The sequence below is a fragment of the Microbispora bryophytorum genome, from assembly GCF_043197435.1.
Lineage (GTDB): Bacteria > Actinomycetota > Actinomycetes > Streptosporangiales > Streptosporangiaceae > Microbispora > Microbispora bryophytorum.
The window spans coordinates 97,410-112,617 of sequence record NZ_JBICTF010000004.1 but is presented as its reverse complement, the minus strand read 5'-3'; the positions used below and the strand labels follow the sequence as shown (position 1 = coordinate 112,617).

The 15,208-nt window shown below is 71.6% G+C and carries 18 protein-coding genes; 8 read left to right on the top strand and 10 right to left on the bottom strand.

Annotated features, from left to right (window positions below; translation table 11 throughout):
• Positions 1–37: 37 nt before the first annotated feature.
• The 5 genes from ACGFIB_RS14015 (at position 38) to ACGFIB_RS13995 (ending at position 2,706) form a co-directional block, all read left to right on the top strand.
• Positions 38–394, top strand: a complete 357-nt coding sequence (locus ACGFIB_RS14015) for a BlaI/MecI/CopY family transcriptional regulator (RefSeq protein ID WP_079316189.1) — start codon at positions 38–40, stop codon at positions 392–394.
• Complete coding sequence (locus tag ACGFIB_RS14010; protein WP_142574399.1) at positions 391–1,305, top strand: M56 family metallopeptidase; 915 nt, start codon at positions 391–393, stop codon at positions 1,303–1,305. The genes ACGFIB_RS14015 and ACGFIB_RS14010 overlap by 4 nt, the downstream gene beginning before the upstream one ends.
• Positions 1,306–1,373: 68 nt before the next feature.
• Positions 1,374–1,808, top strand: coding sequence for a helix-turn-helix domain-containing protein (locus ACGFIB_RS14005; RefSeq protein WP_357249527.1), 435 nt, complete (start codon positions 1,374–1,376; stop codon positions 1,806–1,808).
• Positions 1,809–1,811: 3 nt separating this feature from the next.
• Positions 1,812–2,171, top strand: a complete 360-nt coding sequence (locus ACGFIB_RS14000) for a hypothetical protein (RefSeq protein ID WP_357264609.1) — start codon at positions 1,812–1,814, stop codon at positions 2,169–2,171.
• 184 nt (positions 2,172–2,355) lie between these two features.
• On the top strand, positions 2,356–2,706 hold the full coding sequence (locus ACGFIB_RS13995) for a DUF2516 family protein (protein WP_229689516.1): 351 nt from the start codon (positions 2,356–2,358) through the stop codon (positions 2,704–2,706).
• A gap of 7 nt (positions 2,707–2,713) precedes the next feature.
• On the opposite strand, the gene ACGFIB_RS13990 is transcribed toward ACGFIB_RS13995, so the two are convergent.
• The gene (locus tag ACGFIB_RS13990; protein WP_357249521.1) at positions 2,714–3,685 is read right to left on the bottom strand and encodes a magnesium transporter CorA family protein; all 972 of its coding nucleotides are present in this window, start codon (positions 3,683–3,685) and stop codon (positions 2,714–2,716) included.
• Between the two features lie 96 nt (positions 3,686–3,781).
• Positions 3,782–4,198 (bottom strand): VOC family protein, encoded by a 417-nt coding sequence (locus tag ACGFIB_RS13985; protein WP_142574395.1) that lies wholly within the window; start codon positions 4,196–4,198, stop codon positions 3,782–3,784.
• A 111-nt stretch (positions 4,199–4,309) separates the two neighbouring features.
• Here ACGFIB_RS13985 and ACGFIB_RS13980 point away from each other — a divergent pair, with 111 nt between their 5' ends.
• Positions 4,310–5,959, top strand: a complete 1,650-nt coding sequence (locus ACGFIB_RS13980; protein WP_357249518.1) for a DUF2207 domain-containing protein — start codon at positions 4,310–4,312, stop codon at positions 5,957–5,959.
• A 95-nt stretch (positions 5,960–6,054) separates the two neighbouring features.
• On the opposite strand, the gene ACGFIB_RS13975 is transcribed toward ACGFIB_RS13980, so the two are convergent.
• Positions 6,055–6,996 carry an asparaginase gene (locus tag ACGFIB_RS13975; protein WP_393371703.1) on the bottom strand — a complete coding sequence of 314 codons (942 nt, stop codon included), beginning with the start codon at positions 6,994–6,996 and terminating at the stop codon, positions 6,055–6,057.
• 45 nt (positions 6,997–7,041) lie between these two features.
• On the opposite strand from ACGFIB_RS13975, the gene dtd reads away from it, so the two are divergent.
• Together dtd and ACGFIB_RS13965 are read left to right on the top strand one after the other, a co-directional pair.
• Positions 7,042–7,467 (top strand): D-aminoacyl-tRNA deacylase, encoded by a 426-nt coding sequence (gene dtd / locus ACGFIB_RS13970; protein WP_142574393.1) that lies wholly within the window; start codon positions 7,042–7,044, stop codon positions 7,465–7,467.
• Between the two features lie 36 nt (positions 7,468–7,503).
• Positions 7,504–8,037: a VanZ family protein gene (locus tag ACGFIB_RS13965; RefSeq protein WP_393371701.1), complete on the top strand. Its 534-nt coding sequence runs from the start codon at positions 7,504–7,506 to the stop codon at positions 8,035–8,037.
• 25 nt (positions 8,038–8,062) lie between these two features.
• On the opposite strand, the gene ygfZ is transcribed toward ACGFIB_RS13965, so the two are convergent.
• The 7 genes from ygfZ to ACGFIB_RS13930 form a co-directional block, all read right to left on the bottom strand.
• Positions 8,063–9,130: a CAF17-like 4Fe-4S cluster assembly/insertion protein YgfZ gene (gene ygfZ / locus ACGFIB_RS13960; RefSeq protein ID WP_357264623.1), complete on the bottom strand. Its 1,068-nt coding sequence runs from the start codon at positions 9,128–9,130 to the stop codon at positions 8,063–8,065.
• Positions 9,131–9,231: 101 nt separating this feature from the next.
• Entirely contained in the window at positions 9,232–10,806 is a 1,575-nt protein-coding gene (locus tag ACGFIB_RS13955) for a SpoIIE family protein phosphatase (protein WP_393372776.1), read from the bottom strand.
• On the bottom strand, positions 10,799–12,529 hold the full coding sequence (locus ACGFIB_RS13950; protein ID WP_393371697.1) for an ATP-binding response regulator: 1,731 nt from the start codon (positions 12,527–12,529) through the stop codon (positions 10,799–10,801). Before ACGFIB_RS13950 ends, ACGFIB_RS13955 begins: the two co-directional genes overlap by 8 nt.
• Entirely contained in the window at positions 12,529–13,530 is a 1,002-nt protein-coding gene (locus ACGFIB_RS13945) for an ATP-binding protein (protein ID WP_357251432.1), read from the bottom strand. Before ACGFIB_RS13945 ends, ACGFIB_RS13950 begins: the two co-directional genes overlap by 1 nt.
• Before the next feature lies 1 nt (position 13,531).
• Positions 13,532–13,933 carry an anti-sigma regulatory factor gene (locus tag ACGFIB_RS13940; protein ID WP_142574388.1) on the bottom strand — a complete coding sequence of 134 codons (402 nt, stop codon included), beginning with the start codon at positions 13,931–13,933 and terminating at the stop codon, positions 13,532–13,534.
• Entirely contained in the window at positions 13,930–14,295 is a 366-nt protein-coding gene (locus ACGFIB_RS13935) for an STAS domain-containing protein (RefSeq protein ID WP_191054977.1), read from the bottom strand. The genes ACGFIB_RS13940 and ACGFIB_RS13935 overlap by 4 nt, the downstream gene beginning before the upstream one ends.
• Complete coding sequence (locus ACGFIB_RS13930) at positions 14,295–15,131, bottom strand: STAS domain-containing protein (protein ID WP_357251427.1); 837 nt, start codon at positions 15,129–15,131, stop codon at positions 14,295–14,297. Before ACGFIB_RS13930 ends, ACGFIB_RS13935 begins: the two co-directional genes overlap by 1 nt.
• Positions 15,132–15,208: the final 77 nt, after the last annotated feature.

Genomic DNA, 15,208 nt, shown 5'->3' with positions numbered 1-15,208 from the left:
TACAGGACGTAGTACTACCCCGGGTAGGCTTAAAGACGTGAAGGGACTGGGAGAGCTCGAACGTAGCATCATGGACATCCTCTGGGCGGAGAACACCCCGCTGACGGCCCGCGAGGTGGGACGCCTCATCGAGGATCGCGACCTCGCGCCGACGACCGTGATGACCGTGCTCGACCGCCTGGCCCGCAAGGGCTTCCTCAACCGCACCCGCGACGGCCGCGCCTGGCGCTACCAGCCCGCCGCGAGCCGCGACGCGTACGTCGCCGAGCTCATGCTCGAAGCCCTGGACCTCACCGGCGACCGCGACGCGGCGCTGACCCGCTTCGCCCGCGCCGTCTCCGGGTCGGAGGCCGAGATCCTGCTGAAAGCCCTCACGGAGCTGGAGGAAGAGTGATCGCGGCGGCGGTCTTAGCGGCGCTCGCCATGATCTGCGCGGTGGCCGCGTGGCGGCTGACGTTCGCGCGCTGGACCTGGCGCGCCCCGCGCACGGCGATCCTGCTGTGGCAGTCGCTCGGGCTGACCTGGGGGCTCGCCTCCATCGGCGCCCTGCTCGCCTTCGCGCTCGACCCCTACCGCAAGGGCGTCGTGCACGGGCTCGCGGAGTTCCTGCTGAGCGTGGAGTTCGGCGCGCGCCAGCCGTACGACTACCTCCGGCTGGGCGCGCTGGTCGCGGGTCTGTCGCTGCTCGCGGTGCTGGTGGCCCTGCCCCTCGCGGCCGGGGCGCAGACGCTGCGTGCCCGCCGCCGGCACCGGCTCCTGCTCGCGCTGGTCGCCAGGGACGAGCCGGCCGTGCCGGGTGTGCGGGTGGTCGACTTCCCCGGGGCCGCCGCCTACTGCCTGCCGGGGCTCAAGTCGCAGGTCGTCATCAGTGACGGGACGCTGCACCTGCTGTCGTCCGCCGAGCTGGATGCCGTGCTGGCGCACGAGGCCGCCCACGTACGGGAGCGCCACGACCTGGTGCTGCTGCCGTTCGCCGCGCTGCGCCGCGCGCTGCCGTGGTCGAAGCTGGTCCGCGACGCGCAGGCGTCGGTCGAGCTGCTGGTCGAGATGGCCGCCGACGACCGTGCCCGGCAGCAGTGCTGCCCGCGCAGGCTGGCCACCGCTCTGCTGCGCTTCGGCACCTCGGCCGCGCTGCCCACGCCACAGGGCGCGCTCGGCGTGTCCGCGCCGTCCAGCGTGATGGCCCGGGTCGACCGGCTCGTACGGCCCGAGGTCGCGCTTCCCGCCACCCACCGCTTCCTCATCCTGGCCGGATCGGTGGCGCTCGCCATCAGCGCCCCGCTGCTTTGGCTGCTTCCTGGATAAGCCTTGGGTGCTAGCTGGAATTAACCACCGAGTTTGCAATTGCAAGCAGCGCGATGCAGACTGGGGACATGGAACTGCCCAAGGTCGCCTCGCTCGGTGAGTACATCCGCCAGCAGCGGCAGCAGGCGAAGATCTCGCTTCGTCAGCTCGCCGCGCAGGCCGGTGTGTCCAACCCTTACCTGAGCCAGGTGGAACGGGGCCTGCGCAAGCCGAGCGCGGAGATCCTGAACCAGATCGCGAAGGGTCTGCACATCTCCGCCCAGGCGCTCTACGTCCAGGCCGGTCTCATCGAGGACCGCGAGCCGCACAGTGACGTGCTGGCCGCCATCAGGGCCGACGTCACACTGACCGGTCGGCAACGTCAGGTGCTGATCGACATCTACGAGTCGTTCTGTAAGGAGAACCGGGCCGACACCGCCCAGCCGCCGCAATCGGCTGAGCATCTCGGGGACGGCCCGGTTCACCCACTGAACGGCATCACACCGGATTCGAGGGAAGGATAGCCCATGACCATCACGACCCAGGCCAAGAAGATCACGGAGTCCAAGCCGTTCTACGCGCTCACGGGCGCCGGCGACTTCGCCGTGGAGAAGGCCCGCACCTACGCCTCCACCGTGCAGGACAAGGCGGAGGTCGTCGCGCGCGAGCTGCCGGAGAAGGCGAAGGGCTACGCCGACGCCGCGGCCACCCGGTTCAACCGGCTCTACGACGACCTGGCCAGCCGCGGCCGCAAGGTCGTCAGCCGGGTGAGCGGCGAGGCCGCGCTGGAGCTGACCGAGGTCTCGGAGACCGCCGAGCCGGCGATCGCCGCCGAGACCACGTCCAAGCGGACCGGTCGCGCCCGCGCCACCACGAGCCAGAGCTGATCGCGGCCCACGCGAGCGACACGGCGGCCCGCCTTCCCTCGGGGGAGGCGGGCCGCCGCCGTTCACGAGCTCCCGGGGTGATCCGAGGCGCGGCGCCCCGGGAAGTTCGCGGAGACCGGCCTTCCCGCCCGCGCCATGTGTCGGCGCCGCCCACTAGTGTGGGGGCGTCAGTGACTGTGACCGTGTGGGAGAGTCCATGTTCGGGCTGTACGGCATCCTCGACATCATCTTCTGGCTGCTTTCCGTCGGGGCCTTCGTTTTGTCCGGCTGGGCGCTGGTGCACGCCCTGCGGATCCCCGCACACGCCTTCCCGGCGGCCGGCAAGCAGACCAAGCGGCTCTGGCTGATCATCCTCGGCCTGGCGACGCTGTTCACCTTCGCCGCCGCGATCAACTACCTGGGCATGGGCATGGGGCTGCCCAACATCTTCACGATCGCCGCCGTCATCGGGGCGGGCATCTACCTCGCCGACGTGAAGCCCGCGGTCAACGGCTACCGGGGCGGCGGCAACCAGGGGCCGTACGGGCCCTGGTGACCTGCCGTCAGAGCCAGTCGCGGGCCCGGAACACCCGGTAGAGCGCGGCCGAGGCGACGACGATCAGCACGGTGGACGCCCAGAAGCCCCACGAGTGCCCGAAGCCGGGAAACGGGATGTTCTGGCCGTAGAAGCCGGTGATCAGCGTGGGCACCGCGATGATCGCGGCCCAGCTCGTCACCCGCTTCATGATGAGGTTCATCCGGTTGCTCTGCATGGTCAGGTGCGTCTCGCGGATGTTGCTGACCAGCTCGCGCAGCGACTCCGTCCACTCCGTGGCCCGCAGCACCTGGTCGTACACGTCCTGGAAGTACGGCGTCATCTCACCGTCGTCGCTCAGGCCGTTGCGGCGGAGCAGCGTGTTCACGGCCTCCCGCATGGGCATCACGATCCGGCGCAGCGTCACCAGGCTCTTGCGCAACTCGAACGTGCGCCGCTGGTCAGCAGGGCCGACCGGCCGGTCGCCGAACACCGTCCCCTCCAGGTCCTCGACCTGCTCGTCCATCCCCTCGACGGTCTCGAAGTGGCTGTCCACCACGTAGTCGAGCAGGCCGTGCAGCAGGAACGCGACGCCGTGCCGCGCCAGGGCCGCCCCCTCGTCCCAGCGCCGGACCACCTCCTCGATGGAGAAGTCGTCCGACTGGCGCACGGTGACCAGCGCGTTCTTCGTGATGAAGGCGGTGGCGGGGGCGGTCCGCACCTGCCCGGACGCGCTGTCGAAGGCCGCCGCGTAGACGCTGAGGAACATGTGGCTGTCGTAGACGTCGAGCTTGGGCCGCTGCCGGTGCTGCAGCGCGTCCTCCACCGCCAGGACGTGCAGCCCCAGCTCGTCGCTGATGGCGCGGAGGTCCTCCTCGGTGGGGGCGCACATGTCGAACCACACCACCGCTGACGGGTCCTTGACGTGCTCGGAGACGTCGGCGACGGGAAAGCCCTCGGCCTCCAGGGTTCCGTTCCGGTACAACCGGGTGAGTCCCATGGACGGTTACCCTACCCACCCGGCAGACCCGGCCGGAGGGGGCGCTCTCCCGGGGTCACGCGGGAGGACGCCCCCGTCTCGCCCGGCGCCGCCGCGTCAGCCCTTGCCGAGCTGCTGGAAGCGGATCATGTTGCCCGCCGGGTCGCGGAAGGCGCAGTCCCGGACGCCGTACGGCTGGTCGATCGGCTCCTGCAGGACCTCGGCGCCGGACTCGCGGATCTTCTCGAAGGTCGCGTCGCAGTCCGGGGTGGCGAAGACGACGGCGCGCAGCCTGCCCTTCGCGAGCAGGTCGCCGAGCGCGGCGCGGTCCTCCGGGGAGGCGGTCGGGTCGGCGTTGACGGTCTCCAGGACGATGTTGACGTCCGGCTGCGACGACGGGCCCATGGTCAGCCAGCGGGCTCCCTCGTAGCCGACGTCGTTGCGCAGTTCGAGGCCGAGCACGTCCCGGTAGAAGGCGAGCGCCGCGTCGCCGTCGTCGACCGTGATGTAGCAGTAGTGAAGAGTGAGTTCCATACCGATGACGCTACGGCCGGTGGTGTTCCCCATGCTTCTCGATTCCTGACCGGTCCGGCTGACCGCATTCGATCCCCAGTTGGAGCACCGGGACCGATAGGGTTGCGGCTCATGGTGGATCTCGCGCGCCGGCTCGGACTGGCGGCACTGCTCGCCGTCCTCGCCGCCTCCCCCGCGCTCACCGGAACCGCGTACGCCGACACCGCGCTCGCCGTCACCTCGTACGCCGACACCGCGGCTTCCGCGCCTCCGGCGAAGGACGAGGTGACGATGGAGCTGCGCGCGAACGGCGTGCTCCATGTGAAGGAGACGGTCGCCCCGGCCGGCGAGACGGTCAGGCGCACGCCGCTCACCCGGACCCGCTTCGACGACGGCCACGACCGCGTCTACCGCATCTCAGGCGTCAAGGGCGGCTCGTACGACGGGGAGACCCTGACGTTCAAGGGCACGGTGGAATACGACGTGACCGGCGCCGTGACGCCCACGGCGTCGGGCGAGGAACTGCGGTGGTTCGCGGTCTCCGGCCCCGTGAAGGACGCGGTCGTCACCGTGACCGGCCCGGGCCGGGTGCAGAACCTGTCCTGCTTCGCCGGCGAGCTGAGCGCGGCCATCGCCTGCACCAGTGCCTCCGTCGAGGAGACCGGCACCACCTCCACCTTCGAACAGCAGGGCCTCGGGGAGGGCCAGACGCTCACGGTCGTGGTCGGCTACCCCAAGGGCGCGACGGGGGCCCGGCCGATCCTGGAGCGCAGGTTCGAGCTGTCCACCGCGTTCACGCTGAACACGGTGACCGGTGGCTCGCTGGCGGCGCTGCTGGTGCTGCTGCTGGGCGGCGTCGGGCTGCTCTACTGGACGCGGGGCCGCGACGCCCGCGTGGTCGGCAGTGAGTCCGGCCCGGTCAGCGGCCATCTCAACGGGCACTTCAGCCCGCCGGACGGCGTGCGCCCCGGGCAGATCGGCACGCTGTTCGACGAGCAGGCCGATGTGGTCGACGTGACCGCGACCATCGTGGACCTCGCCGTGCGCAACTACCTGCGGATCGACGAGCGGCCGCGCCAGACCTACGACACCCCCGACTGGTGCCTGGTCAAGCTGCCCGGCGCCTCGGTCGGCCAGCTGCTGCCGTACGAGCGCGCCCTCTACGACGCGATCTTCGACGGCCGCGACAGGGTGCTGCTGTCGGAGCTGCACGGGTCGTTCGCCGCACGCCTGTCCTCGGTGCGCGACGCGCTGTATCAGGACGTCGTGGCGCAGGGCTGGTTCGCCCGGCGGCCCGACTCCATCCGGTCGCGCTGGACCACCATCGGCCTCGTCGTGGTCGCGCTCGGGGTGGTCGCCACCGTCCTGCTCGCCTGGTTCACGTCGTACGGCCTGCTGGGACTGGCCCTGATCATCGCCGGAGCCGCGCTGGCCTTCGGCGCCCAGTACATGCCGGCCAAGACGGCCCAGGGCGCCGCGGCCCTGGCGCACACGCTCGGGTTCCGGGAGTACCTCGCGGGGGCGAGCGTCGACGACGTCCCCACCGGCCGGCGCGTGGAACTGTTCTCCCGCTACCTGCCGTACGCGGTGATCTTCGACAGTGTGGACCGGTGGGCGCGGGTGGTCAGCGCGTTCGACGGCGACGGGCGGCAGACCGACCACCTGTACTGGTACCAGGGCCCGGCCGAGTGGGACCTGTCCAGGTTCGCCGACTCGATGCGGACGTTCGTCATGACCACCTCCGGGGCGATCTCGACCTCACGCCAGTTCCGCTCCCTATAAGCCGGATAAGCCGGAGCCGGCGGCGCGGTGACGCCGGTGGCGCCGGGCGACGCGAGCCCGGTTGCCGCACCGCGCCGCCTGTGACCCGCGACCGGTCAGGCGGGACGGACGCGGACCTCGCCGACCGGGACCCCGCCGCCGAACAGGGGGGCGGTGGCCAGCCCGGCCAGCTCCGGGGCGTCGATCCCGGCGGCGCGCAGGGCGGCGACGGTGACCGGCACGCGGGCCCGGCCGCCGCCGTCCACGATCTTCACCGCGCCGGCCCGGCCCTCGGCGTCGGCGAAGGCGTCGAACGCCTCCGCGCCCGACTTCACCAGCAGCCCCGGAACGGCCCGCATCAGCAGGTTCTCCGCCCGGGTCGTGCCGCTCGTCCACTCGGGATGCGCGCGCATCGCGTCGGCGACGCGCCGCTCCGGCGTGCCGGCCGGGGCGAGCGTGAGGGCGCGGAAGGCACGCGTCACCCCCGCCATCGAGACGAAGAACAGCGGCGCGCCGCAGCCGTCCACGCCGGTCGCCGCGACCCGCTCGCCGGTGAGCTCCTCCACCGTCGCGCGGATGGCCCGCTGCAGCGGGTGGCCGGGATGGCGGTAGTCGTCGACCGGCCAGCCGTTGACCGCGCAGGTCGCGAGCATCGCGGCGTGCTTGCCCGAGCAGTTCATCAGGATCCGGCGGGCGTCGCCGTGCTCCCGCAGGACCCGGCGGCGCTCCTCCTCGTCGAGGGGCAGGTCCTCCGGGCAGCGCAGCGAGGTCTCGTCCAGCCCCGCGCCCGCGAGGATCTTCCGTACGCCGTCGATGTGGAAGGGCTCGCCGCTGTGGCTCGCGGCGGCGAGCGCGAGCAGTTCGTCTTCGAGCGGCAGGCCCGCCCGCACCATCGCGAGCGCCTGCAGCGGCTTCACGGCCGAACGCGGCGACGCCAGGCTCGATGTGTCCCCGCACACCAGAACCGGCGCGCCGTCCGCCCCGATCACGTGCACACGCGCACGGTGCACCGACTCGACGAACCCCGACCGGACCACCTCGACGACCATCTCCGACATGACGGGCAGTCTACGAAGGCCCAGGACGTGGCAGAATTCGGGGCCATGCGTGCGGTCGTACAGCGGGTCAGCTCCGCGTCCGTTGTGGTGGAGGGTCAGGTCGTCGGCGCCGTCGACGAACCCGGCCTGCTCGTGCTCGTGGGCGTCACCCACACCGACGGGCGCGCCGAGGCGGCCAGACTCGCCGCCAAGCTGTGGGGACTGCGCATCCTGCACGGCGAGAAGTCCTGCTCCGACATCGGCGCGCCGCTGCTGGTGATCAGCCAGTTCACCCTGTACGGCGACGCCCGCAGGGGCCGCAGACCCACCTGGCAGGCCGCCGCGCCCGGCCCGGTGGCCGAGCCTCTCGTGGAGGCCGTGGTGGCCGAGCTCCGGGCACTCGGCGCGCAGGTGGAGACGGGCGTCTTCGGCGCCGACATGAAGGTCACCCTCACCAACGACGGCCCGATCACCCTCGTCCTGGACGTCTGACCGTCACGGTCTCCCCCGGCCTGCCATCATGATCGGATGCGGGAGGCGTGGAGCACCTGGTTATATGTCATCGTCACGACCGTCTGCGCCGTTCCCGTGGCCGCTCTCGCCGTCGTGCTCCTCACCCCCCACCGCGCCCGCCGTGGACATCCCGCTCCCCTGCGCACCGCCGTCGCCGACGTGGTCATGGTGACCGGGACCGCACCCTGGATCTGGATGATCCTCACGCCGGGAACGGAGGAGGGCGTACACGTCGTTCCCCTGGTGGACCTGGCGGGCCAGGTCGCGCGGTTGTCAACGGGAGCGGCGGTCGTGCAGATCGGCGGCAACCTTCTGGTCTTCGCCGCGCTCGGCGCGATGCTCCCGGTCCGCTCCGCGCGCTTCGCCTCGCCCGCGGCGGTGGCCGCCGTCTCGGCCACCGCCTCGCTCGGCGTCGAAATTCTCCAGTACGGCCTGCGGCTCGGGCGGGTGAGCTCCGTGGACGACGTGATCCTCAACACGGCGGGCGCCGTGCTCGCGGCCCTGTGTACCCGTAGGTGGTGGGCGAGCCCACCACCTGTGCACCCGTAGGTGGTGGGCCCCCGCTGACAGATCCCTAGCGGATGCGGCGGCGGAGGGCGGGGTCGATCTTCACGTTGCGCCCGGCGTCCGGCGGCACCACGATCTCCTGGGTCGCCGCCACACCGCCGGCCAGCAGATCGATGTCCACCGGCACCGTACGCTTCACGATCGCGAGGGCGATCGGGCCCAGCTCGTAGTGACGGGCCGACGAGCCCACGAAGCCGATCTGCCCGGGCTGGGCGGAGCCCTCCACGGCGGCCTCCGGCTCGGCCTCGACCGGCGTGCCGACGCCGAGGGTCACCGGCGCGCCATGCGGGGGCAGCTCGTCCACGCTGCCGTCGAGGTGCAGGAAGACCAGGCGGCGGGGTGGGTGGCCGAGGTTGTGCACCCGGGCGACCGTCTCCTGGCCCCGGTAGCATCCCTTGGTCATGTGCACGGCCACGTCGATCCAGCCGATCTCGTGAGGGATCGCCTTGTGGTCGGTCTCGAACCCGAGCCTGGGCACGTGCGCGGCGATGCGCAGCGCCTCGTAGGCCCACAGACCGGCGGGGCGCAGGCCCAGCGCGTCCGGAAGGCCGCCCAGCCGCTCGCGCGGCACGAGCAGGTCGCCGCCGATCGCGACGGCTCCTTCCACGGTCGCGCCGAGCGCCTCGGCGCCCCCGTCCGGAGAAGGCGGGGCGAGGGAGACCACCGCGTAGTCCGAGGTGACGTCGGCGACCTCGACACGCAGCATGAACCGCATCTTCTCCAGGAAGGCGACCAGCTCGGCCGAGGTGCCCGGCTCCACGTGGGCCCACACGGCCTCGCCGTCGTCCACGAGCGCGAGGTGGTGCTCGACGCGGCCCTGCGGGTCGAGCAGCAGGGTCTGGGTGGGCGTGCCCGGCTGGAGCGTGTCGAGCTTCTGCGAGCTGAGGTCGTTGAGCCAGCTCAGCCGGTCGGGCCCGGTGATCCGCACGACCTCGCGGTTGCTCCGGTCGACCAGCGCCCGCCCGCCGGCCAGCGCACGCTGCTCGGCATAGGGATCGCCGTAGTGGGCCGCGACCGTCTCGTCCGGCGCCTGCGCGGCTACCGCGCCGGATGTGTCAAGCAAAGGGCTCCGCATGCCGTCAAGGCTATTCGGTCCCGCACGGTCGGCGTGGCGGCGGCAGGCGTACCTGTGGACAACGCCCCGGCCTGTGGACGACGCCCGGCCTGTGGACGACCTCAGAACGGCACGCGACGGACGGCGACCACCGCCACGTCGTCCTCGCGGGCGCCGAAGGTGGCGATCAGCCGGTCGCAGAAGCCCTCCAGATCGTCGGTCACGTCCTCGGCCTGCTGCCGGGCGATCTCCAGACTCTCGTCGAGCAGTTTGTCGCGGTCCTCGATCAACCCGTCGGTGAACATCAGCACGGTGGCGTCCTCGGGCAGCCGGAGCCGGTCCACCCGGTAGACCTCGTCGGCCACCCCGAGCAGCAGGTTGCCGAACCGGTGGTAGGCCGCCCCCTTCCCGGCCAGCAGCGGCGGGATGTGCCCGGCGTTGACGATCTCGCTCTCCCCCGTCGCGGGATTTATCAGTATCAGGCAGACGGTCGCCGTCATGCCGGGGTGGTAGCGCCGCAGGACGGCGTTGAGGAGGCTCATCGAGCCGGCGGGGTCGACGACGTCGATCACCGACGCCCGCAGCGCGTAGCGCAGCTCCGCCATCACGGTGGCGGCGTAGAGCGAGTGGCCCTGCACGTCGCCGAGCGCGACCAGGACCCGATCGCCGAGGGGCAGGACCTCGTAGAAGTCGCCGCCCACCTCCACGTTGTCCACCGCCGGCTGGTAGCGCACGCTGATCCGCAGGCCGGGAACTAGGGGGATCTCGGCGGGCAGCAGGCTGCGCTGCAACGTGAGCGAGATCGTGTGCTCCTCGGCGTAGGCGCGGGCCGCGTCGACCGCCAGCGCCAGCGCCTGGCCGAGCTGCCGCAGCAGGCTCAGCTCCGCGCCGTCGAGCGGCGAGCCCGTCTCCACCCCGAGGAACACCGGCGGCCGGCCCGCCTTCGTACGGCACAGCATGCCGGACACGTGCGCGACGACGTCGCTGTCGGGGACCACACGGGCCCAGGTCGCGTTGTCGATCTCGAACGTCCTCACCCCGGGGGACTCCCCGATGGAGATGGTGCTCAGCCGCTCCAGGGTGTCGGGATGGACCGGCCGTGCCACCGCGTGCTCCCCGGGCCGGGCGGAGAACCTGCGCAGCCGTCCGTCCGGCGGGATCGCCAGCACCCGCGAGTAGCGCTCCAGCAGGCGGGAGCAGCCCTCGGCGGCCGCCGACAGGAGCCGTTCGAAGTCCTCCGCCTGGTTCATCTCCAGCGTGATCTCGGCCAGCTCGCTCAGCCTGACCGCCATCCGCTCGGCACGCTGCCGCGCCCGGTAGTACCGCAGGGTCGCCCGCACCGTCGCGGCGAACTCGTCGGGCTGGATCGGCTCCGACAGGTACGCGTCGGCTCCGCGTTCCAGCCCCTCGGCGCGGTCGGCCGGGGTGACGGCGTTGCCGGACACCTGGATCACCGGAATCGAGGCGGTCTCCGGATTCGCCTTGATCTTCTCGCACACCTCGATGCCGCCCACGTCGGGCATCCGTACGTCGAGGATGACGAGGTCGGGCTTGAGCACGCCGACGACGGCCAGCGCCTCCTCGCCTCCGCCGGCCTCGACGACCCGATGCCCGCCACGGCGCAACCAGCTCGCCAGGATGTAGCGCTTGGTGGGGATGTCGTCCACGACCAGGACCGTCGCCGCGTCGTCAATCATGAGCTCCACCCCTGCCACCCTCCACGCTCCCGGCCCTGTCGCGTACGGCCCTGTCGCGTACGGCCTCCCGGAGCGCCTCCAGAAGCTGGTCCCTGCGCAGTCCGTGCTTCGGCAGCACCGGATGAGGCTCTCCCGGCTGCTCGGACACCACCGACACGACGACCGCCGGGATCCCGCACAGGACGTCGTCCTCGGCCATCCTGTGCAGCAGCGCCGTGCCGTCCAGGCGCGGCATGAGGAGGTCGACCAGGACCACGTCCGGCGGTCGCTCGCGCATCAGGTTGAGGGCCTCGACTCCGTCGGCCGCCTCGTCCACCGCGGCCGCGAAGCCGAAGAGCATCCGCCGGGCCACCGCACGGAAGCCCGCGTCGTCGTCGGCCACGAGCACCCGGCCCACCTCCGGGGTGACCATCCGGTGCGGCACCCGCAGCGTCGCCGTGGTGCCCTCGCCCGGCCTGCTCGCCAGTTCCAGCGTGCCGCCGATCGCCTCCGTCAGCCTCCGGGCGTACGGCAGGCCGAGGCCGGTGCCCTTCGTCCTGAGCTGGAGCGGCCCGGGCACCTGGAAGAACTCCTCGAAGACGCGCTCCAGGTGCTCGGGGGGAATGCCCACGCCGGTGTCGGCGACGGTGAAGACGACCTCGGCCATCGCGGGGTCCACGGTGGCCGTCAGCCGCACCTCCCCCTGCTCGGTGAACTTCAGCGCGTTCGACAGCAGGTTGCGCAGGATGGTGGTCAGCATGGTCTCGTCGACGAACATCTCGCCGATCTCGTCCGACACGTCGGCCGACACGTGGGCCGACAGCGTGACCCCGTCGGCCCGGCCGGCGGGCTGGAGCGTCATGCGCAGTCCCTCGGCCAGGGCGACCACGTCCACCATCGACGGCTGCGGGTCCAGCCGCCCGGACTCGGCCTTGGCCAGGTCGAGCAGCTCTCCCACGAGCGCCAGCAGGGTCTCCGCGGAGGCGCCGATGAGGGTGACCTGGTGGTGCTGCTCCCCGGTGAGCGGTTCCGCGCCCGAGCCGAGCAGCAGCCGGACCAGGCCGATGATCGAGTTCAGCGGCAGCCGCAGCTCGTGGCTCACGTTGGCCCAGAACCGCTGCCTGGCCTCGGCGGCCTGCCGGAGCTGGGACGACTTCTCGTCCAGCTCGGCGTAGAGCGCCACGACACCGCGGTTGGTCTCCTCCAGCTCGTCCGACAGCTGGTTGTACAGCGCCAGCACGCCCTGGTTGGTCTCGGTCAGCTCCGCGTTGAGCCGGAGCACCTCCTCCAGGGTGCCGGCCAGCTCCCTGTTCTGCTCACGCAGCACGTCCAGGGCCGCCGTGGGAGGCGAGAGACGGGCCAGCTCCGCGCGGATGCCGTCGAGCGACCGCCGCCTGCGGTGCTCGGGCACCCGCTTCACCAGCGTGACGCGTCTGTCCCCGGCCGACAGCGCGATCTCGTCGACCAGACGACCGGCCAGCTTCAGGCCCTCGCTCTCCCGCAGGTCGGCGCCGTCGAGATAGTCCACCGTGATGACCAGCCGATCCTCACGCAGGTCGAAGACGACGGTGCTCCCGGCGCCCCGCCCCAGCGCCTCACGGCCGATCTCGCTCAGCGCCGTCGCCACCCGGATCTGATCCTGGGATTCAAGCCCGACGAGTTCGGCGATCCGGCGGCCCAGTTGCCGTACGGCGAAGACGTCCTGGTCGCTGCAGATCTCCGCGCGGGTGAGCACCTCGCCCATCACTGCCCCTGTTTGACGGTTACGACGCAGGCATCGTCCCTGCGGCTGCCCACGTCGCGCAGCAGGGTCGCGCCCACCACGGCCGGGGAATGGGCGAACAGCCCGGGGAAGGAGGCGGGGTGCCAACGGTCGGTGAGACCGTCGGAGTGGAGCACCACCGTGGCATGCGGCGGCAGCGCGTACTCGTACTGCTGGGGGCGCCTGCCCTTGTGCCCGGCGATGCCGGGCAGCGAGATCATTCCCTGGCGGCCTTCGGCGTGCGCGATCCAGCCCGAGATGTTGCCCAGCCCGGCGAACGTGACGCTCTCACGGCCGACCCGCACCACCGCGACCGCCCCGCCCCGCGTGTGGCCCAGCCCCCGGTGCACGCGTTCGAGAGCGGAGGCCGGAAGGGCGTGCGGATCCTCCATGAAGATCCGCACGGCCTCGCGGGAGGCGTGCGCGGCGAGGTCGCCGTGGCCGAGCCCGTCGCAGACCAGGATGCTGACCGCGTCGCCGTCGTCGGAGAAGGCGAAGGCGTCGCCGCACACGCTCTCCTCGCCGATGGGGCGGCGCAGCCCGCTCACCCGCAGCGGCGGGCCGGGCAGGCCGTCCGCGGTGAAGTGCAGGACCAGCACGGTTCCCCTGCCGGGCACCGAGTAGACGTCCCAGCCCGTGGCCATGCGGGCGATCGCGCCGAGGCCGATGCCGAGCGTGCCCGAGGTGGAGTAGCCGTCCCGCAGGGCGCGGCCGAGGTCGGCGATTCCGGGGCCCCTGTCGACGGCCACGAGTTCGACCGTGCCCGGGCGCTCCAGGTGGTGGCGTACGAGCACGGCACCCCCCACCGCGTGCTTGACCAGGTTCGAGACCGCCTCGGTCACCGCCACCGCGACCTGACCGGTGCGGTTCTGGTCGAACCCGGAGGCCGTGGCCAGCGCGACCGCCGCCCTGCGCACCGCGCCGATCACGCTCGGGTCGGCGGTGGACACCCACACGTCCTCGTACCGGTGCGTCATCGTCATGTCACCGGGCCCACTTGGTCACCGTCACGCGGGTGCCCTCGCCGGGCGCGGAGACGAGGTCGAACTCGTCCACGAGCCGCCGCGATCCCGTCAGCCCGAGTCCCAGCCCTCCGGCGGTGCTCCAGCCCTCGGTCAGCGCCTGCTCGACGTCCGGGATGCCCGGCCCCTCGTCCGTGAAGACGAGCCGCAGGCCCGGCCGACGCCCGCCCTCCAACACCTCGATCAGCACCCGTCCTCCCCCGGCGTGCACGAGGGCGTTCCTGGCGAGTTCGCTGGCGGCGGTCACGATCTTCGTCTGGTCGACCAGAGAGAGCCCCATCTCGGCCGCGAGCCCTCTGACCTGCTGACGTACGACCACGACGTCGCCGTTGGTGGCGATGGGCAGCTCCCGGGGCGCGCTCACCCCTCGGCGCCCCTGACGTGCTGCAGCATCGCGACGCCCTTCTCCAGGTTGAGGGCCGTGCGCACGCCGCCGAGCGACAGTCCCAGCTCGACCAGCGTGATCGCCACCGCGGGGCGCATGCCGACCACCACGGTCTCGGCGTCGAGCATGCGGGTCATCGCGGCGATCGTGGAGAACATGCGACCGATGAACGAGTCGACGATCTCGACGGCCGTGATGTCGATGATGACGCCTCGCGCACCCGAGGAGACCACCGTGTCCGCCAGGTCCTCCTGCAGGGCCAGCACGCTCTGGTCGTCCAGGTCGACCTGGATCGAGACGATCAGGATGTCGCCGAGCTTGAGAATCGGCACACGTTCCATCAGGCGCGCTCCGCCCTGACCGCGACCCGCGTCGGCGCGCCGCGCGTGATCTCCACGCCGCTCCGTCCGAGGGCGTACGCGAGGGCGTCGGCCAGCGACGCCTTGGTGACGATGTCGCCGAATTCGATGCCCAGCGTGACGATCGTGTGCGCGATCTGCGGGCGGATGCCGGAGATGACGCACTCCGCGCCCATCAGGCGGGCCGCCACGACGGTCTTGAGCAGATGCTGGGCGACCTGCGTGTCCACGGCCGGCACGCCGGTGATGTCGATGACCGCCTGCTCCGAGCCGGTGTCGACCAGGGTCTGGAGCAGCTTCTCCATGACGACCTGGGCGCGGGCCGAGTCGAGCGTGCCGACGAGCGGCACGGCGACGATGCCCTCCCACAGCTTCACCACCGGCGTCGACAACTCGAGCAGCTGCTCGGCCTGGTCGAAGATGATCCGCTCGCGGGCGGAGGTGTAGGTCTCGAAGGTGTACAGGCCGAGGTCGTCGACGAGCCGGGAGAACCATACGAACCCGCGCAACGCGTCCGAGCCGCCGTCGGCCTCGGCCACCTCGTACAACGCCTCCTTGAGCGAGAACACGAGCCGCGCGGTGTCGGACGGCGTGTGCCCCTGCCGGACGCGGACGCGGGAAAGCTCGGCGAGCAGCCCGCGTGCGTCGGCGAAGTCTGCGTCCTCTCCGCTGAGCGCGGCGTGCAACGCCTGATAGAGATCACGGAGTTCGTCGGAAGACGCTCCGGACAATTGAGTCCACCGTTGGAGCAGCCGCTCCTCGCTGGACAGAAAAAGGTCAACTATGCGCCGCTTGGCGGCCTCCGCGGGAACGGTCACCCTCATCTCCTGACGAATCGGCGTGGTGCGCCTCTCGTCACGCTACCGGCCCCGAACGACAAAACGAGCAATAATAC